The 19,057-nt window shown below is 69.4% G+C and carries 22 protein-coding genes and 1 pseudogene; 11 read left to right on the forward strand and 12 right to left on the reverse strand.

Annotated elements, in window-relative coordinates; all coding sequences use genetic code 11:
• Positions 1-93: 93 nt before the first annotated feature.
• Both BN971_RS03110 and BN971_RS03115 read right to left on the reverse strand, forming a co-directional pair.
• Entirely contained in the window at positions 94-948 is an 855-nt protein-coding gene (locus BN971_RS03110; protein WP_085181090.1) for a lysophospholipid acyltransferase family protein, read from the reverse strand.
• The gene (locus BN971_RS03115) at positions 941-1,753 is read right to left on the reverse strand and encodes a class I SAM-dependent methyltransferase (RefSeq protein ID WP_085181091.1); all 813 of its coding nucleotides are present in this window, start codon (positions 1,751-1,753) and stop codon (positions 941-943) included. Before BN971_RS03115 ends, BN971_RS03110 begins: the two co-directional genes overlap by 8 nt.
• An 80-nt stretch (positions 1,754-1,833) precedes the next feature.
• Between BN971_RS03115 and BN971_RS03120 the strand changes: the two genes are divergently transcribed.
• Positions 1,834-2,409: a TetR/AcrR family transcriptional regulator gene (locus BN971_RS03120; protein WP_085181092.1), complete on the forward strand. Its 576-nt coding sequence runs from the start codon at positions 1,834-1,836 to the stop codon at positions 2,407-2,409.
• Positions 2,410-2,449: 40 nt separating this feature from the next.
• On the opposite strand, the gene BN971_RS03125 is transcribed toward BN971_RS03120, so the two are convergent.
• Entirely contained in the window at positions 2,450-3,352 is a 903-nt protein-coding gene (locus BN971_RS03125; RefSeq protein WP_085181093.1) for an NAD-dependent epimerase/dehydratase family protein, read from the reverse strand.
• A gap of 119 nt (positions 3,353-3,471) precedes the next feature.
• Between BN971_RS03125 and BN971_RS03130 the strand changes: the two genes are divergently transcribed.
• Positions 3,472-3,870: a hypothetical protein gene (locus tag BN971_RS03130; RefSeq protein WP_085181094.1), complete on the forward strand. Its 399-nt coding sequence runs from the start codon at positions 3,472-3,474 to the stop codon at positions 3,868-3,870.
• Between the two features lie 34 nt (positions 3,871-3,904).
• On the opposite strand, the gene BN971_RS03135 is transcribed toward BN971_RS03130, so the two are convergent.
• Positions 3,905-5,089 (reverse strand): acyl-CoA dehydrogenase family protein, encoded by a 1,185-nt coding sequence (locus BN971_RS03135; protein ID WP_085181095.1) that lies wholly within the window; start codon positions 5,087-5,089, stop codon positions 3,905-3,907.
• Between the two features lie 148 nt (positions 5,090-5,237).
• Between BN971_RS03135 and BN971_RS03140 the strand changes: the two genes are divergently transcribed.
• Positions 5,238-5,672 carry a hypothetical protein gene (locus BN971_RS03140; RefSeq protein ID WP_085181096.1) on the forward strand — a complete coding sequence of 145 codons (435 nt, stop codon included), beginning with the start codon at positions 5,238-5,240 and terminating at the stop codon, positions 5,670-5,672.
• 73 nt (positions 5,673-5,745) lie between these two features.
• Positions 5,746-6,138: an NYN domain-containing protein gene (locus BN971_RS03145; protein WP_085181157.1), complete on the forward strand. Its 393-nt coding sequence runs from the start codon at positions 5,746-5,748 to the stop codon at positions 6,136-6,138.
• Here BN971_RS03145 and tpx read toward each other — a convergent pair.
• Complete coding sequence (gene tpx, locus BN971_RS03150) at positions 6,135-6,629, reverse strand: thiol peroxidase (protein ID WP_085181097.1); 495 nt, start codon at positions 6,627-6,629, stop codon at positions 6,135-6,137. The two genes, BN971_RS03145 and tpx, sit on opposite strands and share 4 nt — an antisense overlap.
• A gap of 109 nt (positions 6,630-6,738) precedes the next feature.
• On the opposite strand from tpx, the gene BN971_RS03155 reads away from it, so the two are divergent.
• The 6 genes from BN971_RS03155 to BN971_RS25270 are packed head-to-tail and all read left to right on the forward strand — an operon-like array spanning position 6,739 to position 10,173.
• Positions 6,739-7,689, forward strand: a complete 951-nt coding sequence (locus BN971_RS03155; RefSeq protein ID WP_085181098.1) for a GlxA family transcriptional regulator — start codon at positions 6,739-6,741, stop codon at positions 7,687-7,689.
• A 19-nt stretch (positions 7,690-7,708) separates the two neighbouring features.
• On the forward strand, positions 7,709-8,440 hold the full coding sequence (locus BN971_RS03160; RefSeq protein ID WP_085181099.1) for a DJ-1/PfpI family protein: 732 nt from the start codon (positions 7,709-7,711) through the stop codon (positions 8,438-8,440).
• Between the two features lie 59 nt (positions 8,441-8,499).
• Positions 8,500-9,063 (forward strand): TIGR03086 family metal-binding protein, encoded by a 564-nt coding sequence (locus BN971_RS03165; protein ID WP_085181100.1) that lies wholly within the window; start codon positions 8,500-8,502, stop codon positions 9,061-9,063.
• Positions 9,060-9,374 (forward strand): ArsR/SmtB family transcription factor, encoded by a 315-nt coding sequence (locus BN971_RS03170; RefSeq protein ID WP_085181101.1) that lies wholly within the window; start codon positions 9,060-9,062, stop codon positions 9,372-9,374. Before BN971_RS03165 ends, BN971_RS03170 begins: the two co-directional genes overlap by 4 nt.
• A complete protein-coding gene (locus BN971_RS03175) occupies positions 9,371-9,838 on the forward strand; it encodes an SRPBCC family protein (protein ID WP_085181102.1) in 468 nt (155 codons plus the stop codon). Before BN971_RS03170 ends, BN971_RS03175 begins: the two co-directional genes overlap by 4 nt.
• Positions 9,835-10,173, forward strand: coding sequence for a hypothetical protein (locus BN971_RS25270; RefSeq protein WP_211279808.1), 339 nt, complete (start codon positions 9,835-9,837; stop codon positions 10,171-10,173). Before BN971_RS03175 ends, BN971_RS25270 begins: the two co-directional genes overlap by 4 nt.
• Here the strand turns inward: BN971_RS25270 and BN971_RS03185 are convergent.
• On the reverse strand, positions 10,170-10,652 hold the full coding sequence (locus BN971_RS03185) for a nuclear transport factor 2 family protein (RefSeq protein ID WP_085181103.1): 483 nt from the start codon (positions 10,650-10,652) through the stop codon (positions 10,170-10,172). The two genes, BN971_RS25270 and BN971_RS03185, sit on opposite strands and share 4 nt — an antisense overlap.
• Before the next feature lie 50 nt (positions 10,653-10,702).
• Here BN971_RS03185 and BN971_RS03190 point away from each other — a divergent pair, with 50 nt between their 5' ends.
• Entirely contained in the window at positions 10,703-11,473 is a 771-nt protein-coding gene (locus tag BN971_RS03190) for an SDR family oxidoreductase (protein WP_090349781.1), read from the forward strand.
• Between the two features lie 36 nt (positions 11,474-11,509).
• Here the strand turns inward: BN971_RS03190 and BN971_RS03195 are convergent, their stop codons facing one another.
• From BN971_RS03195 to BN971_RS03220, 6 genes and pseudogenes are all read right to left on the reverse strand, one after another.
• Positions 11,510-11,875 (reverse strand): SpoIIAA family protein, encoded by a 366-nt coding sequence (locus BN971_RS03195; RefSeq protein ID WP_085181105.1) that lies wholly within the window; start codon positions 11,873-11,875, stop codon positions 11,510-11,512.
• 63 nt (positions 11,876-11,938) lie between these two features.
• Positions 11,939-12,604: a hypothetical protein gene (locus BN971_RS03200; protein ID WP_085181106.1), complete on the reverse strand. Its 666-nt coding sequence runs from the start codon at positions 12,602-12,604 to the stop codon at positions 11,939-11,941.
• A gap of 77 nt (positions 12,605-12,681) precedes the next feature.
• On the reverse strand, positions 12,682-13,914 hold the full coding sequence (locus tag BN971_RS03205; RefSeq protein ID WP_085181107.1) for a serine hydrolase domain-containing protein: 1,233 nt from the start codon (positions 13,912-13,914) through the stop codon (positions 12,682-12,684).
• A 33-nt stretch (positions 13,915-13,947) separates the two neighbouring features.
• Positions 13,948-14,628, reverse strand: coding sequence for a GAP family protein (locus BN971_RS03210; RefSeq protein ID WP_245836747.1), 681 nt, complete (start codon positions 14,626-14,628; stop codon positions 13,948-13,950).
• 48 nt (positions 14,629-14,676) lie between these two features.
• Positions 14,677-17,001 (reverse strand): arylsulfatase, encoded by a 2,325-nt coding sequence (locus BN971_RS03215; RefSeq protein WP_085181108.1) that lies wholly within the window; start codon positions 16,999-17,001, stop codon positions 14,677-14,679.
• 79 nt (positions 17,002-17,080) lie between these two features.
• Positions 17,081-18,900, reverse strand: a pseudogene (locus BN971_RS03220) (fatty acyl-AMP ligase).
• Between the last annotated feature and the right edge of the window lie 157 nt (positions 18,901-19,057).

Below are 19,057 nucleotides of genomic sequence, written 5' to 3' on the forward strand. Positions count from 1 at the left end.
ATCGTCGACACATAAACCGCTGCGATTAGTGTCGGCGTTTCTTCGCAGCTGGTTATGTGTCGCGGCAGCCACGGCTCCCCGGGAGCGTGTCGGTCAGGCCATCGTAGCGCCACTCCAGCCCAGCGGGCTGAGGTCACGGAACGGATCGGTGCGGCGCACCCGCATCAGGTCGGCGAGGATCTGCTCTAAAGCCCGTTGTGTGTCCTCCTTGACGGCGCCGGCCCACGTTTCCGGGTCCACACCGACGGGCGTCGTCGTGTCGATCGGTGTCCCGAAACGCAGGTACATGCGCTGAGGCCGGGGAATCAGGGTGGGGCCGATCCCCCGCAGCAACGGCATCGCCATGTCCGAACGGCCGTTCAGCCTGCGGCCCAGCGCCGCACCGAATCTGCCTAAGACGCTGTCGCGGGTGGTCCAGCTGCGGTAGACGTCGTCGCCGCCGACCAGTCCGACCGGCACGATCGGGTAGCCGTTCTCCACCGATAGCCGCGCGAACCCCGCGCGACCCTGCCAGCGCAGGGTGTACTCCTCGCCCTTGAACTTGGGAATCTCCCGGCCGCCGCCGGGGAACACCAGAATGGTCTGGTCGTTGCGCATCAGTTCGCGTGCCGTCTCGGGTGCGCCGACGACGCCGCCGTACGCGGCCAACAGGTCGCCGGCCAATCGGGGCATGCGCCCGAACCCACGATCGGCGAGTGGCCGCACGCGGGTTCCGATCGACCGGCGTATGGCATCGGAGATCAGAAAGATCTCCGAACCGAACTGGGTGTGGTTGCCCACCAACAGAAATCGCCCGTCGGCGGGCAGATGCTGCAGGCCGTCGATGTACGGACGGGCGAGATCGAGGACCGGGCGCAGCCGATCGGTCGCCGTGTCGAGCACCCGGCGCAGGACCTGAACCCGTGCGCTCGGTTCCATGATCGACGAGAGTTCGGTGGTGTCAGCCACGGTCGTTCGCTTCGGGACGCGAGAACGTGACCGCCATCGTCGGTGGCCCGAACCGTGTTGCCGACGGCAGGGTCTCGACGCGCATCGCCGGGTCCACGGCCCGGCCAAGGGCCCGCATAGCCGACGGGCTGTAGGCGCGCAGGGCGCTGATGAAGCCGTCGTGCAGGGTCGGCCAAACCCACGACCACGGCACCAGCGCCAGGTTCATCGGAAGCGCCACCACAGGAAATAGCAGGATTTGCAACGGGTTTCGCCGCTGGAGGTCGATGACCAGGAACCGCTTGCCCACCCGGGTGGCCTCCGCGATGGCCCGGCCGGCGACGGCGGGCGGCAGGTGGTGGAACGCCAGCGCGAACACGACCAGGTCGTAGGAGTTGTCGGCGGCGTCGATCGCCGTGGCGTCGATGACCCGGACGCGCGCGCGGGGATGGCTCCCCAGTCGGCCGGCCGCGATGTTGGCGACCGATTTCGGGTTAACGTCGCTGACGGTGACGGTGGCGGTCGGGTGGTGCAGCAGGATCTGTTCGGACAGTTTGCCGTGGCCGGCGCCCAGTTCGAGGATCCGCGGATTGGCGATGTGTGCGACCGCGTCGAGTGCCGTGCGCGCGTTCGTCTCGTGCTGTCGGGTCAGGGCGCCCAGCCGGTCGAGCGTGCCGATGACCTTCTGCTTGACCGAGTCCGGCACGTCGTCGCGGTCCAGATATTCCAGCGCCCCCGTCTCGAATCGGCGGTCCAGCCACGACGCGTTGGGGCCGCCTCGCGGCATCCCGACAACATCTCGATCCAGCACACCCGCTCGCATCATCGTCGCGCTCCTCCTCGTCGCTTGCCGTGTTCTCGGACCACTATAACAAACGAACCAGTTCGTCTGCCTATGATGTATCCGTGAGAACGAAGACCGAACTCCGGGGCGAGATCCTTGCCGCCGCCCGCGCCGAGTTCGCGCAGCACGGCTTGGCCGGAGCGCGGATCGACCGCATCGCGCGGTCGGCCAACGCGAGCAAGGAACGCCTCTACGCGCACTTCGGTGACAAGGAGACCCTGTTTCGCGACGTCGTCGCGACCGACGGTGCGGAGTTCTTCCGCGCCGTGGAGCTGCGTCCCGATGCGGTACCGGAATTCGTGGGCGACATCTTCGATCTCGCGCAGAGTCGACCCGAACACATCCGGATGATCACCTGGGCCCACCTCGAGGGGTTTCCGCTCGACAAACCCGAGTTCGACGGCGAATACCCACCCGAGCGGGCGATTGCCGAAGTGCAACGGGCCCAGGCGGAGGGCCATGTCGATCCCGCGTGGGATCCGCAGCAACTGTTGGTGCTCCTGTTCGCGATCGGCCTGGCCTGGGCCCAGTGGCCCGACCCGGCCGCAGCGACCACGGACCCACAGGTCGTCGCGCGCCGCCGCGCCGCCGCGGTGGAGGCGGCGGCCCGCGTCGTCAGGACCGCCGAGCGCCGCTAGCCGACTCCGTCAGCCGCGTATCCGCTTGGGCGCCAACGTTTTACGCGGTGACAAGTTCCGGGTGGAACTTCGCCGCCATCCGGCGGAACCCGTCGCGCCAGTCGACCGTGCTGGTGCCCACGAGTTCGCGCATCCGGGCGGTGTCGGTCGGGTTTCCCCGCAGCGCGTGGTGGTCCTCCTCGAAGATCGGCTCCCGGCCGACGAGTTCGCCGAGATACTCGCACCACTGTTGGATGCTGACGGCCTGCTCGCCGCACCAGTTCACCGTCGTCGCCGGCACCGACGCCGCCTGCAGCAGCTTCGGGATGGTCGCGATGATGTCGTCCTCGTGGATCGGGTTGTAGCGGGCCGGGCCCCCCGGCGGTACCGGGATCGCGATGCCGGCCAGGATCATCTCCATGTGGTAGTACGGCCAGCCCCCGTTGTTGCCGTAGGGAACGTTGAGCCGCGCGATCGTGGTGGGAACGCCGAGAACCCGGGCCATCGACCGGGCTACGACCTCCCCCGCGATCTTGGAGATGGAGTACGTGGGGAACAGAAACTTGTGGTTGTCCCCCAGCGCGGCGTCCTCGGTGCGCGGCTCGTCGCCCGGCGGGTCATATACGGCTCCGGAAGAACAATGCAGGAAGGCCTTGGCGCCGCGGCAGTGGGCCATCAGCAGACCGACCGACTCGGCGTTGGCCGCCATGTCCTTGTCCCAGTCGCCGCTCTTGGCGACCGCCAGGTTCAGGACGTAGTCGAAATCGTTGGGCACAGCCGAGAAGTCCCCCGCCGCCAGGTTCACCGGCTGGCAATGCACGCCGGCTTTTTCCAGGGCGTCGCGCGCCGCGGGGTCGGTGAAGCGCGCGATGCCCCACACCTCGTTTTCCGCCGCGAGGGCCACCGCGACGGGGGTGGCGAGTTGGCCTGTCGGACCGGTGATGAGAATCTTTGAGCCGCGCATGCGCTGATGGTAGGCGACGCCGCGTCAGCGATCGTCGGCGAGTGCGACCCGCCGATCTGGGCCGGACTAGGGTCGATGGTCCCTACTGTCCCGGTCCCGGCTGAGGGATCATTCGAATCATGACGGCCCCAAGCGATTCCACCGCCGAGACGGCGGCCATGACCGAGACAGTCGCGCACGAGCGGTCCACGCGGATCTTTCAGGCCGCGGCGGTCGTGGGCATCATCGCCGGGGTGGTGTTCGTCGTCGCGGTCGTGTTCTTCTCGGGCGTCGCCCTGGGCGCGTCCTGGGGTGGTTACGGCGGATCCTGGCACAACGCCGGCCGCATGGGGCCGGGTGGACGGATGGGCACCTGCCCGATGATGAGCGGCGGCGGAATGATGCAACCGGGCGGGATGATGGGCCCGGGCGGAATGATGCCGGGCGGGATGATGGGCCCGGGCGAGATGATGCCCGGCGGGATGATGGCCCCGCCCCCGACATCCACCCCCTCGGTCCCCAGTACCCCGCACCCCTGACCGCCAGGGCAATGCGCCCGCTACCAAGCCGGCGTCACAGGCCCGGCTGGTCCTCGATGATGCCCAGCCAGATCTGGGCCACGTCGATGGCCACCTTCTCGCTGATGAAGGCGTGCTGCGTTCCGGTGTAGATGTCGCGGAAGGCGCGCTCCAGGCGGCTGCCCTCGCGGATGGAGCTGGTGCCCGCCACCAGATGGGCCCACTCGGCGCAGGCGCGCGCGACGTCGGTGGCGTAGACGGCGGCCACCCGCATGTCCGCGCGCAGGGCCGGTGTCAGGTCCTCGCCCGCGCCGACGGCGGCCTCGGCGGTGGTGAACGCGTCGAGCACCAGGAGGCGGGCGGCGCGCCACGCCGCCCGGTGATGGGCCAGGCCTTTCTGGAACGTCGGGCGGCTGGCCAGCGCGGCCATGTCGCTCATCCGGTATTTCGTCGCCGCCAGTTCCTGGACGTCGTCGAGCATGCTCTTGGCGACACCCAGCGCCCACGACGCGTGACCGGCGGCGGTGACGGGCATGAGCCCCATGCGGGTGGCCGGCGAGGCCCCCCGATACGGCTCGCGGACGAACAGTTCGAACGTGCGGCTCGCGGGCACGAACACGTCCTGGGCGCTGTAGTCGTAGGAACCGGTCCCCTTGAGCCCTTGGACGAACCAGCCGTCGTTGAAGCTGATCTGCTCGCGCGGGATGACGGCCACCCGCATCTCGGGGAAGCCTTCGCTGATCCAGCGCATCTCGCCGTCGTCCATCGGGAAGAAGCCGGCCGCGACGTACTCGGAGTGACCGGTGCCCGAGCCGAAATTCCACGCCCCGCTCACCCGGTACCCGCCGTCGACCGCGGTCCCCTGCCCGTTCGGGAAGAACTGCCCGCCCATGGTGACCCGGTTGTCGTGCGCCGTGAACACCTCGGCGAAACCCTCGTCGGGCAGGTACGCCGCCGCGGCGAACGACGACGGCAGGTTGGCGATGCCGATCCAGCCGAATGAGCCGTCCTGCCAAGCCATTTCGATCCAGGTTTCGATCATCTCGGTGAATGACGGCTCGACTCCGCCGGCCGCGACGGGGTTGAACGCCGACATCAGCCCGGTGGCCCACATCTCGTCGACGATCGCCTTGGTGAGCGTGCGCGCCCGCTCGGACTCGGCCGCCTCGGCTTGGACCAGCTCCCGCATGCCCCGCGCCAGCGAGACAACCCGACTGTCCGTCTCGGCTAAAGACGTCATTGGCCACTTCCCATCGTCGATGACGGTGCAACGAGGAAACTGTAGTCGGTGACCGCGTCCGGCACCTTCGACACCGGAAATGGTCCCGCCCGCCATGTGTTGCCCCGCTACACCCGGCGGATCACCGCCGATGCCTGCAGGAGATTCTGTGCTCGATACCGTCGCCACCGTCATCGTCGCGGTTCTGGGCGTCCACGTCATCGGAAAGTTCGCCTTCTTCGCGCTGCCCTACCGCCGACGCCGCGCCCTGCTGGACAAGCAGTACGGCGACAGGGCTTCCGCCACCGCCGCCTCGGACCTCGTCCTCATGGCGCTGACCGTGGCCATCGCCGCGCTCCTGTTGTGGCGCGGCGTCGAGGCGGTGAGCTTCCTGGGCGGACTGTGGATCGGTGCCACGTTGATCCAGCTGTACTTCCATCAGTTTCACCGGCCGGTTCCGGCGCAGCGTGCGGCCCCGCCGCCGACCTCGCCGCTGAAGGAGATGTCCTACGCGATCCAGGACTCGCCGTGGCGGCCGTGGCCCCAGCTGCTGACGTTGACCGTGCTGGTTGTGATCAGCCTCGGCCTGATGATCTCGAAGTGACTGCGGCACAAAGCATTCAGCGAAGGAGGACGGCGTGACCGAACCCGATGCCCGCCGGTGGATCGTCGACGCCATGAACGTGATCGGCAGCCGCCCGGACGGCTGGTGGAAGGACCGCGCCGCCGCGACGGCCGCTCTGGTGGAGAAGCTGGAGCGCTGGGCGGCCGCGCAGGGGGCGAACGTCACGGTGGTGCTGGAGCGGCCGCCGCGGGCGCCGATCGCGGCATCGGTGATCAGGATCGCGCACGCGCCGAAGCCGCGCGCGAACTCCGCCGACGACGAGATCGTGCGGCTGGTCCACGCCGATGCCTCACCACAGGAGGTTCTCGTGGTGACCTCGGACCGAGGGTTGGCCGAGAGGGTCAGGAGCCTGGGCGCCGGCGTCTTCCCGGCGGAGAGCTTCCGCAACATGATCGACCCGCGCGGCGGTGAGATGCACCGCCGGCGCCGTGGCGATCCGGACTAGCCCACCGCAGCCAGAGCGGCGTCGTAGTCCGGCTCCTGGGCGATCTCGGGCACCAGCTCGGTGTAGGCGACGTTGCCGTCGGCGCCGACCACCACGATGGCGCGGGCCAGCAGCCCGGCCATGGGGCCGTCGGTGATGGTGACGCCGTAGTCCTCGCCGAAGCTGTCCCGGAATGCCGACGCCGTCTTCACGTTCTCGATGCCCTCGGCGCCGCAGAAGCGGGAGAACGCGAACGGCAGGTCTTTGGACACGCACACCACCGAGACGCCGCCGCTGGCGGCGCGCTCGTTGAACTTGCGCACGCTCGTCGCGCAGACCGGTGTGTCGACCGAGGGAAAGATGTTCAGCACCACGGGCTTACCGCTGAACTGCTCGCTGCTGACCGGTCCGAGGTCACCGCCGGTCAGGTTGAAGGAAGGGGCGGGCGACCCGACGGCCGGGAGTTCGCCGACGGTGTTGATCGGATTTCCACGCAAGGTTATCTGTGCCATGGGCACAGTCTGCCAAGGCCGGTGCGGGCGTCTGGGGTCAGGTGGCGTGTCCTAAATGGTGGGGTGCTAGGCGTAGACGACATCGCGGCTCGCGGCGAACACTGAGTCCATGGTTCGCAAGGTGGTGATCGCCGGCTTCCCCGGCGTTCAGGCGCTCGATGTGGTGGGGCCCCACGAGGTGTTCTCCGGTGCGGCGATGCTGACCGACGGCGGTTACGACGTGCACGTGTGCTCGGTCGGAGGGCAGCCGGTGACGACCGCCACCGGGCTGGCCTTCGCCGGCACGCCGCTGCCCGACCCGGACTCCCGCATCGACACGGTCGTGGTGCCGGGCGGCGGCGGTGTCGACGGCGCCCGCTCCGACGCGGAACTGGTGAGCTGGATCAAGGCGGTCGCCGGAACCGCGCGGCGCGTCGTCACGGTGTGCACGGGCGCGTTTCTCGCGGCCGAGGCGGGCCTGCTGGACGGCTGCCGGGTGACCACGCACTGGGCCTTCGCCGGGCGGTTGGCCCGCGAGTTCCCGTCCGTGCTCGTCGACCCCGATCCGATCTTCGTCCGGAGCTCGGACACGGTATGGACGGCCGCGGGCGTCACCGCGGGGATCGACCTGGCGCTCTCGCTGGTCGAGGACGATCACGGCACCGAGGTCGCGCAGACCGTCGCCCGCTGGCTCGTGCTGTACCTGCGTCGTCCCGGTGGCCAGACCCAGTTCGCGGCGCCGGTGTGGATGCCGCGGGCCAAGCGCGCGTCGATCCGCGAGATCCAGGAGGCCATCGAGGCCGAACCGGGCGGGCCGCACAGCATCGCCGAACTGGCCGGCCGGATCGCGATGAGCCCGCGCCACTTCACCCGGGTGTTCACCGACGAGGTCGGGGAGGCGCCGGGCCACTACGTCGAACGCGTCCGCACCGAGGCCGCGCGCCGCCAGCTCGAGGAAACCGACGACACCGTCGTCGCGATCGCCGCCCGCTGCGGCTTTGGGACGGCGGAAACCATGCGGCGCAACTTCATTCGCCGTGTCGGCATCTCGCCGGATCAGTACCGCAAGGCATTCGCCTGATCGAGAAAGGACACCGCAGATGACCCAGATCGCCATCGTGACCTATCCCGGGTTCACCGCACTGGACATGATCGGCCCCTACGAGGTGCTGCGCCAGCTACCCGGCGCCGAGGTGCGCTTCGTCTGGCACGAACCGGGACCGGTGACCGCCGACTCCGGCGTCCTGGTCGTCGGGGCCACCCATTCACTGAGCGAAACCCCTTCGCCGGACGTGGTTCTCGTCCCGGGCGGACCGGCGACTCCGGTGCACGCCCGCGACGAGGCGCTGCTCGACTGGCTGCGCGGCTCCGCCCGGGCGGCCGCGTGGACGACGTCGGTGTGTTCCGGCTCGGTGATCCTGGCGGCCGCCGGACTGCTCGAGGGCCGGCGCGCGACGTCGCACTGGCTGACCGTGCCCGCGCTCAAGGCGTTCGGCGCAATCCCCGTCGGAGACGAGCGCATCGTGCGGCAGGACAACATCGTCACGGCCGCGGGGGTGTCCGCCGGACTCGACCTCGCGCTTTGGCTGGCCGGGGAGATCGCCGGGGAGGGCCGAGCGAAGGCGATCCAGCTCGCGATCGAATACGACCCGCAGCCGCCGTTTGACTGTGGCCACATGTCCAAGGCGTCGGCGGCCACCAAAGCCGCTGCCACCGCACTGCTTTCGCGGGACAGCGTGAAGCCGGCCAACCTGAAGGCGGCGACCTTGCTCGCGTGGGATCAGGCGCTGGGCGCGGTGCGGGGGCGGCGGCGCAAGGCGGCGGTCGGCTGACCGGGCCTTCCCGGATACGCTTCTTGACAGGATTGTTTAGCCATCGCTAAATTTAGCGTATGCTAAACAATGCGGACGCGCCCGACCCGCTCTCGCTCTACCGCGCCGCGACCGATCGAGCCGTCGCCGTCGTGGAGGCGGTGCGGCCCGACCAATTGGGTTGGCCGACGCCGTGCTCGGAGTGGAGCGTGCAGGCGCTGATCGATCACTTGGTCGGCGGCGCGCAGTATCTGCTCGCTGCCGCGACGGGCGCCGAGCCCGCCCCGCCCGAGGGCGCGCCGATCACCGGCTACCGGACGTGGGTGGAACGGGTGCTGACGGCGGTGGCATCACCGGGGGCGACGGCGCGCGTCTGTGTCTCCCCCTTGGGCTTCGAGTGGTCGGTGGCCGAGGCCGTCGCCGGAACGTTCATGGACGTGCTGATCCACAGTTGGGACCTCGCCCGCGCGACCGGGCAGGACGATCGGCTGGACCCCGACCTGGTGGGCGCTTGCGCCGCAATGTTTTTGCCGGACATGCCCGAGCGTGGGCGGGAGGCCGGCATCGTCGGGCCGGAGGTGCCGGTGCCGCCGGGGGCGTCGGCGCAGGATCGGCTGCTGGCCGCCATGGGCCGCACGCCATGACGCAACCCGCCGTCGAGGATGCCATCCGGGCGCTGGCGCACCCGGGCCGGCGGACCATGCTGCGATTGGTGTGGGATCGAGAGCGGCCGGCATCCGAGCTCGCCGAGGCGGCCGGGCTGTCGAAATCGGCTGCCAGCCAACACCTTCGGATCCTGCGCGAGGCCGGCTTGATCGATGTGCGCGCGGACTCGACGCGGCGGCTGTATCGGGCCGACCTGTCGCGGGTCGCCGAAGTCGCCGCGTTGCTGGACGACTTCTGGGCCGCGCCGCTGGAACGGCTGCGCGCGGCCGCCGAAATGGACCCGCCATGAAGCTCGTCGTCCAGCAGCTGGTGGTGCGCGCTCGCCCGGAGCGGGTCTTCGAAATGTTCACCGACTCCGAGCTTTTCGGGCGGTGGATGGCCCAGGATGCGGTCCTGGATGCCACCGCCGGGGGTGTGATCCGCTGGACGCACCCGAACGGCGATACGGTGTCGGGGCGCTACGTCGAGCTGGAGCCGCCGCGGCGGATCGTGTTCACCTACGGATGGGAGCGCGCCGACGTCGGGATACCCCCCGGATCCACCACCGTCGAGATCGACCTGGTCGCCCAGGACGACGGCGGCACCCTGGTCACGCTTCTGCATCGTGGGCTCGAAGGGGGCGCGGCCGACGCCCACCGCGGGGGTTGGACGCACTACCTCGACCGGATGCGGCGGACCGCCGAGGGCGAAGACGTGGGCGCCGATCCGTGGGCCGATCGCCGGGTGCCCAGCCGCGAGGAGCGGGCCGGGTGACGGGCGGGTTCACCGAAGCCGACTTCTGGTCCCTCGCCGAACCACTCCTGTCCCGCGCCACGGTGATCCGCTCGACGATGATGGGCCTGCCCTGTCTGCGCGTCGACGGTCGGTTCTTCGCCTCGTTCGACCGGCGCAGCGCCGCGTTGGTGGTCAAGCTTCCGGCGGCCAGGGTGAGCGAGCTCGTCGAACGCGGTGAGGCCGAGGCCTTTGCGCCTGCCGGCCGCCGGTTCCGGGAATGGGCGGCCATCGATCGGGCCCGATGGCAATCGTGGTCGGCGATGCTCGACGAAGCGTTGGCATTCGCCGCCGCGCAGTGCCCTTCGGGCGATTAGGCGCTTGCCTGGGGCTGGATGAAGTCCGTCGAGGCCAGCTGGCCGCCGGCCTGCAGCCAGGCGGCGACCTCGCGGGGCGCGTCCCGGTTCGGGTTGTAGATGTCCTCCTCGCTGGAGAACAACCCGTTCCCGGCGTACACCAGCCGCGTCCAGTTGGGGAACCAGAAGGGCTCGCCGTCGGGATCCGTCGGGTGGTCGAGCAGGTTCTTGATCATGATGACCACGGCGTCGTTCTCGTCGTCGTAGGCGATCCAGTCCGACGGAAATCGCATGTGCGGGAACGGCGCCATGACGGCGACGATCCAGTCGCGCACCGCCTCGCGCCCGTGGTAGACGCCGTAGTGGTGCTCGGTGTAGACGACGTCTTCGGTGAAGAGGTCGGCAAAAGGCCGCCAGTCCCCCGTCGCGCTGCATTTCTCGACGACGGCGGTGTAGTTCGCGACGGCTTGTTCGATTTCGGCCCTGCTGAATTTGCCCATGGCGGACAGACTAGAACCAATTGCAGGTCACTCGCGGATAGGGATATCGAATGAATGTCATGGACTTGTTCGGCTTGCAAGGTAAGAGGGCGCTGGTCACCGGCGCGTCCAGCGGCATCGGCCTCCGGGTGGCGCAGGCCTACCTGGAGGCCGGGGCCCAGGTTGCCGTTGCCGCAAGGCATCTCGAGGCATTGGAGCGGGTCGCCGACGAGCTGGCAGCGGCCGGTGACGGCAGGGTGGTGCCCGTCCGGTGCGACGTGACCCAGCCGGGCGACGTGGCCGCCATGCTGGACCGGGTGACCGCCGAACTGGGCGGCATCGACATCGCGGTGTGCAACGCCGGCATCGTCGCGGTGCAGGGCATGCTGGACATGTCGCCGGAGGAATTCCAGCGAATTCAGAGCACCAACGTCAACGGCGTGTTCCTCACCGCCCAGGCGGCGGCCAGGGCGATGGTCCGGCAGGGCAGCGGCGGGGGCATCATCACCACCGCCTCGATGTCCGGCCACATCATCAACGTGCCGCAGCGGGTCGGTCACTACTGCACGTCCAAGGCGGCGGTCATCCACATGAGTAAGGCCATGGCCGTGGAATTCGCCCCCCACAACATCCGCGTCAACAGCGTCAGCCCCGGATACATCCGCACCGAACTCGTCGAGCCGCTGTCCGAGTACCACGCCCAGTGGGAGCCCAAGATACCGATGGGGCGGATGGGCCGGCCCGAGGAACTCGTGGGCCTGTACGTGTATCTGGCCAGCGACGCATCCAGCTACATGACCGGCTCCGACGTGGTGATCGACGGCGGATACACGTGTTGGTGACGCGGTGGGTCGGGACGACGCAATGGGCTCAACGCATTACGCGCCGGTGATCCACTGTCGCGCCTGGTCGATGTCCCCGGCGGGAAAGTGCCGGATCTGCGCCGAGACGAAGTGGGAGGTCAGGTGCTCGGCGACATCCCCGAGGTGGGAGTCGGTGACCACCGCGATCTTCTTGACGTGCTTTTGGTGATCGCGGACGAAGCGGAAGTGGGTGACCAGCGCCCCGAAGCTGTCCCAGCCCGGGAACGACGGCGCGCTGAGGATCAGGCCGGCGAGGTCGCCCTTGGCCTCGATGTGCGGATCCACCGCCTTGGCGAGTTCGGCGAAGTCGTCTTTGTCGAGCGCCGCCGTCGGATGGACCTCGAGAATGGAGTGTTCGGCGTCCAGGTGGTAGTCGATCATGGCGCCATGATGCTCTCGGCACCCGCGCGGGGATAAGAGCACAAGGTCACCGAGGGCCGGGCGCTACCCCGCTATCTCCCCGGAAATCCCTCGTTCGATGCCCAGCTGCGTGGTGGCCGGCAGCACCACCAGGCCGTCGAGTTCCCTGCGGGCCACGTCGTAGGCGCTCTGTCGTTCCTGCGGCGCCGCCGCGGAATCCGACGCCACCCGCAACAGGCTCTGGGCGCGGGCGATCCGCTGCTGCTCTGCCCGCGAGAAGCCAGTGCGGCGTTTGCGCATCGCCTCGCTCTCGGCGACATTGAACGCGGTCACGTAGTCCTCGACCGCGGCCCGGTAACCGGCGGCGGCTTCCGGATCGTCGAGCAGGTCTTCGGCTTTGGCCGGGCGCAGGAATTCGGCCCGCAGCTTGGCTTTGTGGAAGGCGATCGTCAGAGGGTCACGCATGTCCGTCATCAGTGGAAAGTCGAGGAGCTTGGCGACGTCGAGCTCGTAGTCGAGCCATCGCTCGTCGGTGCGGTTGTGCTCCTCGATGACGCGTCGCAGCGAAGTCCACTGGGCCGCCGGGTTGTTGCCCGTGCGGGCGTTGTCCGGGATCTGCGGCCGGTCGAGCGGCGGCGGTTGCAGGGCGCGTCGCTGATGATTGGTGAACGCCCTCACCGCGGCCAACAGCACCCCCGCGAGTGGCAGCAGCACGATCAGAAGTTCCGCCAATCGGAACAGCAGGCCCATACGGCCAGGATGCCACCAGTGGGCAGGAGCCGGCCCCCGCCGAGCGTGTTGCCCACGGTCGGTGCCCGCGCGAGAACTCAGCTTTGCGGCCGGACCCCCAGCACGTCGCGGAACAGCGCCTGGCGCAGGGCGAGTTCGCGCGGGTCGCTCCACAGGTGAAAGCCCAGCCGGTTCATGACGTAGGCGAAACCGATCCCGGTTTCCGGGTCGGCGCAACCGAACGAGCCGCCGAAGCCGGGTGTTCCGAAGGCCTCGCCGGAGGAGCCGAACTCGAAGCGTGGGACGGGCTTGCAGAGGCCGAGCGAATACGCCACGTCGATGCGCATCACCTTGTCCCGAACGCCCCGGGTCGGCGACACCGCCGGCGCCTTCAGCGCCGCGAAAGTGTCGGCGCTCAACCCCAGTTCGGCGCCGCCGGTGGCTGCGCTGCCGTACATGCGCGCCACCGACCGGGCGGTGCCGATGCCGTTGGCCGACGGGATTTCGACCGCGCGCACGTCGTCGCGGTTGTAGTCGCCGTTGAACGCGTCGACGCCGCGCGGGACCGACACCGCCCGCGCCGTCAGGCCGACCGGGTTGAGCGAGGCGCCGAGGAAGCCGACCGGCATGACGCCCAGGTGCAGCAGCGTTTCCGCGCGCACCCAGTTGTGGACGTGGGCGAGGCGCGCACGGTCCACCGAGTCGGGCAGGCCGATGTGCAGGTCGAGGCCGAGTGGGCGGACGATCTCGTCGTCCATGAACCGCCCCAGGGTGCGGCCGGCGGGGTCGGTCCGACGGATCAGCTCCGACTTGTACCAGCCGAGGGTGATCGCGTGGTACCCGTGCCGCGAACCCGGTCGCCAGGCCGGCGTCTGGGCGGCCAGGATCGGGGCGAGGCGCCCTGGGTCGGCCACGTCTTCCAGCGTGGGCTTCGGGCTCAGCGCGCACAGCCCGGCCTGGTGCCCCAGCAGCTGGCGGACCGTGACGTCGCCCTTGCCCTCCTGCGCAAACTCCGGCCAGTAGTCGGCGACCCTGGCGTCGTACGAAAGGAGCCCGCGGGACACCGCGACCGCCACCACCAGGGCGGCGACCCCCTTGGTCGTGGAGAACATGTTGACCATCGTGTCGCGCTGCCACGGGTCCCTGGTCGCCCCGTTGCGGTAGCCGCCCCACAGGTCCACCACCTTGACGCCGTCGCGGTAGACGGCGACGGCGGCGCCGACTTCGGAGCCGTCACGGAAATTCGCGCGGAACGCGTCGGCGACCTTGCCGTAGCCGGCGTCGACGTCGCCCTGGATCAGGTCCGGTGATACCGCAACTTTGAGAACCATCGTGCCTCCGAGGGGAGAGTAGCGGGTTTGCGCTCAGAGAATCCCGAAACCGTGCAGGGCCTTGAGCCCGAACCATATCCCGAACACGAGGCCCACAAGGATCACGATGGGCCGGTCGTTGTCCTGGACCCAGCGCAGGGTCCGATCCAGCACGGGGCCCGAGTGGCGGGGCGAGAACGCCGCCGCCCCGACGACGAGCAGGTTCCCGCCGGCGGCGAGGCCGACGAAGGCCAGGTACGTGACGACGTTGCCGGCGTGGCCCAACCCGGCCTCCCCGATGACGCCGATCGCGGCGAGCGTGAAGACCCACGCCTTGACCGACACCGCCATGACCCCGGCGCCGATGAAGAACGCCTTGGTGGGACTGGCGGACGTCAGCATCGTCATCCACTTCGGCGGCGGGGCACCCGGATCGTCGTCGCTGAGCCACTCGCGCGCGGCGGTGACCAGGAACAGCAGGGCGACGAGCAACAGCACGGTCGACACGATCCAGTGGCGCGCGGACGTCGGGTTGGCGCTGCGCGCACCCCAATGGAGGATCGTCCCGAAGATCAGGCCCTGCAGCAGGCGAGTGGTGGCATGGCCGGCGATCCAGGCGCCGGCCGCCCGCAGGCGAGCGGGGGTGCCGAGCAGCATGAGCGTGATCGCGATCTCGATCGGCTCCAGCGCGCTTCCGAGGATCAGAGGAACGAGACCGCTCCACACGCCCAGCACCGGTGGAGGGTAGCAAGCCGGTAGCAAGCCGCCGTGGCGTGCGCGTCGTCATTGCCCGGCCACTGCGGAGCGCATCTCGGCCTCGGCGATCGCAGCGGCCAGGTCGGCGGGACGCGGGGACACGGTGACGTCGATCCGGTCGATACCGCCCGTGAATTCAAAGGCGTGCCCGTACGGCGCAACCGGCGAACCGGTGTCGACCCCGACATCCAACGTCTCGCCGCTCATCGAGAACCGGAAGGGCACCGTCCGTTCGATGCGCCCGCTGCTCACCAGCTCGTCGTCGACCAGGAGCGACGCCGACGCGCCCCGGCCCAGCCCGCCGCCGTCGTAAGCGAACGAAAGACCAAGGGCCACCGGGCCTTCCGGAAGGGCCCCCGGGCCGGCGACGGTGGTGAGCTCGTGCCCCAGATAGTTGTAGACGAAAGCCGGGACGCCGTCTTGCAGGTATAGACTCCACCCGGCCATCGCCCCACCGATGCAGATGACCACGCCCTTCGCGCCGCCGGGCGGTATCCGTAGGTGCGCCCGGAGTTCGAAGGACGTGCTGGTGTAAGCCAGCGTCGCGGTTTCGGGGATGCGCACCTGGCCGGGAAAGTAAGTGACGGAAGTTCTTTCGCCGAGCAGGCTCGGCCGGTTGACCGGCAGGGCCCGGGCCAGCGTCGCGTCACTGAGGGGGTACACGCCGTACTTGCGCGCCTCGGCGTCGAACACGGTCTGCAGCTCGGCCAGTTTGTCCGGGTATCGGCCGGCCAGGTCCACACTCTGACTGAAGTCGCCGGCGAGGTCGTAGAGTTCCCAGCGCTCGCCGTCACCGAACGGATGGCTCCCGGTGCGGACCCACGGCAGCCGGCCGTGAAAGCAGGACGCCATCCAACCGTTGTGGTAGACCGCGCGGTTGCCGAAAATCTCGAAATACTGCGTGGTTCGGCGGCTGTCGGTGGCGGCGTCGTCGAACGAGTACCGCATGCTGACACCCTCGATGGGTGTCTGCTGCACGCCGTTGACCCGGGCGGGCATCTCGATGCCGGCGGCGTCGAGGATGGTCGGGACGATGTCGATGACGTGGTGGAACTGGCTGCGCTGCTCCCCCGCCGCGCCGATCCCCCGCGGCCACGAGATGGCCAGCCCGTTGCGCGTCCCGCCGAAATGCGACGCCACCTGCTTCATCCACTGAAACGGTGCGTCCAGCGCCCAGGCCCACCCCACGTTGTAGTGGTTCTCGCAGCGAGCCGTTCCGAAGTCGGCGATGTGTGCCAACAGCCACTCGGGATCCTCGGGCAGCCCATTCTGGAAGGCCGGCGAGCTCCAGGCCCCGTGAATCGTCCCCTCCGCCGACGCCCCGTTGTCGCCACACACGTAGACGAACAGCGTGTCTTCCCAACGCCCCAATTCGTCGATGGCGTCCACGAGGCGCCCGATCTGGGCGTCGGTGTGGGCCAGGAAGCCGGCGTAGACCTCCATCAGGCGGCGCGCCACGGGCTTGTACCGGTCGTCGTAGTCCGCCCAGGCGGGTATCTGCTCGGGGCGTGGGGTGAGCCGCGTGCCGGGCGGGATGATCCCCGCCTCGAGCTGGCGGGCATATGTGCGCTCCCGCAACGCATCCCATCCGTCGTCGAATTGGCCGGCGAACTCCTCAGCCCACTGCGGCCACACGTGATGGGGACTGTGCGTCGCGCCCGGCGCGAAGTACAGGAAGAACGGCTTGTCGGGAGCCGACGTGTGCTGCAACCGAATCCAGTCGATCGCCTTGTCGGCCAGATCCTCGCTCAGGTGGTAGTCGTCGCGGCCGAGATGCGGCTCGACGGGTGTGGTCTGGTCGTAGAGGGCGGGCTCGTATTGCGAGGTGTCGCCGCCCAGGAAACCGTAGAACCGTTCGAACCCGAGTCCGGTGGGCCAGCGGTCGAACGGGCCGGCGGGGCCGGTCTCCCAGGTCGGCGTGAAGTGTGCCTTGCCGAACAGGGCCGTGCCATAACCGCTCATGCGCAAGACCTGCGCGACGGTGGCCGTGCTCTGCGGTATCACGCTGTCGTACCCGGGGAAGCCGTAGGCGATCTCGCAGATGGTGCCCATGTGCGCGGTGTGGTGGTTGCGCCCGGTCAACAATGCGGCGCGGGTCGGTGAGCACAGCGCTGTGGTATGAAACTGGTTATAGCGCAAGCCTTCTCGTGCCACGCGGTCCAGCGCGGGCGTCGGGACGGGTCCACCGAACGTCGATGGGGCGCCGAAGCCGACGTCGTCGAGGAGCACGACGACGACGTTCGGCGCCCCGGCCGGTGGGCGCGTGATCGACGGCCTCGCGGGAGTGGAATCCCTCGCAAAAGGCTTGATGACACCGTCGAACTCCGGGTCCGCGGGTGGCAGGTCAACCATCAGTCCTCCGTTGGTCGCGCGGTGTCGGCGACGTCGCGCGCTCACGCGTGGCGTTCCGGCGGGCCTCTGCAGTGCGTCTCTAATGCGATCCCAGGGTGCCGGCGAGGTACTGGGTGCGACAGGCTCGGCGCGCCAGTTTGCCACTGGTGGTGCGCGGAATGGCGCCTGCCGGCAGGAAGCGCACGTCGGACACCGCCACCCCGTGCCGGCGCGCCACCGCGGCGCCGATCGCCTCGATCGCCGGTTGCGGGTTCTGCGCTCGGCGACGACCACCAGGCGCTCGCCGCCGCGCACCGGCGCCGCGAAGGCCGTGACATATCCGCGCCGCACCATCGGCGAGGCGTCCGCCACCGTGGCCTCGATGTCTTGGGGGTAGTGGTTGCGGCCGTCGACCGTCACCAGATCGGCGATGCGGCCCGTCACGTACAGCTCGCCGTCGACGTAGACGCCCAGATCTGCGGTCCGCAGCCAGGTGCGGTCGGCGGACGCGCCCTCGGCGTGGCTGCCCTGCTCCTGCCTCGCCTGCAACTTCGCGCCGAACGCCCGCTGCGTCTCGTCGGGCAGCCCCCAATAGCCGCGACCCAGGTTGTCGCCCTGCACCCAGATCTCGCCGACCCGGCCGTCGGGCAGCTCGGTCTCGGTCTCGGGATCCACGATCACCGCCCACTCGCTGCGCGCGACGCGCCCGCACGACACCTGCGCCACCGCGGTGGGGGCGTCGGCCGGGACCCGCACCGCGCGGCCGGCGCCCAGTTCCTCGCGGTCGAGGTAGATGACCGAGGGCTCCGCGTCCGGGGCGATGTTGGCGACGAACAGCGTGGCCTCGGCGATGCCGTAGGACGGCTTGAACGCCGTGCGCGGCAAACCATACGGCTCGAACGCCTTGGTGAAGGTCCGGATCGCCTCGATGCTCACCGGCTCGGAGCCGATGATCATCACGACGTTGCCGAGGTCGACGTCGTCGCCGGGCGCGGGCAGGCCACGCTGGGCGGTCCACTCGTAGGCGAAGTTCGGCGCGGCGGTCACCACCCGGCCCTGCCGCGATCCCGCGGACAGGGCCTGAATCCACCGCAGCGGCCGGCGGACGAACGCCGTCGGCGACATCAGCGTGGAGTGCCCGCCGTACACCGCCGGGAAGCCGATCATCGACAGGCCCATGTCGTGGTAGAGCGGCAACCAGCTGACCCCGTGCGTGTTGCGGTCCAGCAGGTCGATGGACAGGATCATCTGCACCAGGTTGGTGCCCACCGCGCGGTGGGTGATCTCCACGCCGACGGGGGGGCGCGTCGAGCCCGAGGTGTACTGCAGGTGCGAGACGTCGTCCATGGCCAGCTCGGTCGGGGCGAACCGCTGGCCGTCGGAGTCGGGAATCTGATCGATGACGAGCACGCTGGGCTGCGTCCCGGGTGAGAGGTTGGCCAAGAACTTCTCCACCGCGTCCTTGGCCGCCGTGGTGGTGAGCACGACACTGGGCTCGGAGTCGCGGAGCGCCCTGTCCAGGCGTTCGGCGTGACCTGGAAGTTCGGGTGCGAATAACGGCACCGCGATGGTCCCGGCCTTGATGGCCGCGTAGAAGCCGGCGACGTAGTCGATGCCCTGCGGCGCGAGGACCGCGACCCGCTCACCGCGGTCCGCGAGCTGCTGCACGCGCGCACCGATCGCCTGCAGCCGGACACCGAACTGCGTCCAGGTCACTTCGACGGCCTGCCCCTCGGCGGCGCGGCTGTGGTCGAGGTACCGAAACGCCACGGCGTCACCGACATTGGCGACATTGCGCTCGATGAGCGATATCAGCGTGGTGCCCGGCGGCAGCGCGACCCCGCCGTCGGCGTCCAGGCAGTCCTCGATCTGCAGCAGGCCGGGGACGGCGGCCGTGTGAGGTCGGGAACCGCGATTCATACGCGCAGTCTAAGCAACCGCCTCCCCGAGTTCGCCTACCTCAATGGTGATCGTCGGCACTGCGTTTCGGTGCGCCGCGCCTCGATCGAACGTGCGGCCAGCCGCACGCTCGGCGTCGAGCGTGCGGCCGGCCGCACACTCGCGGGCAACCCGGCCG

Origin of the sequence: Mycobacterium bohemicum DSM 44277 (assembly GCF_001053185.1) — a bacterium.
GTDB classification, from domain to species: Bacteria; Actinomycetota; Actinomycetes; order Mycobacteriales; family Mycobacteriaceae; genus Mycobacterium; species Mycobacterium bohemicum.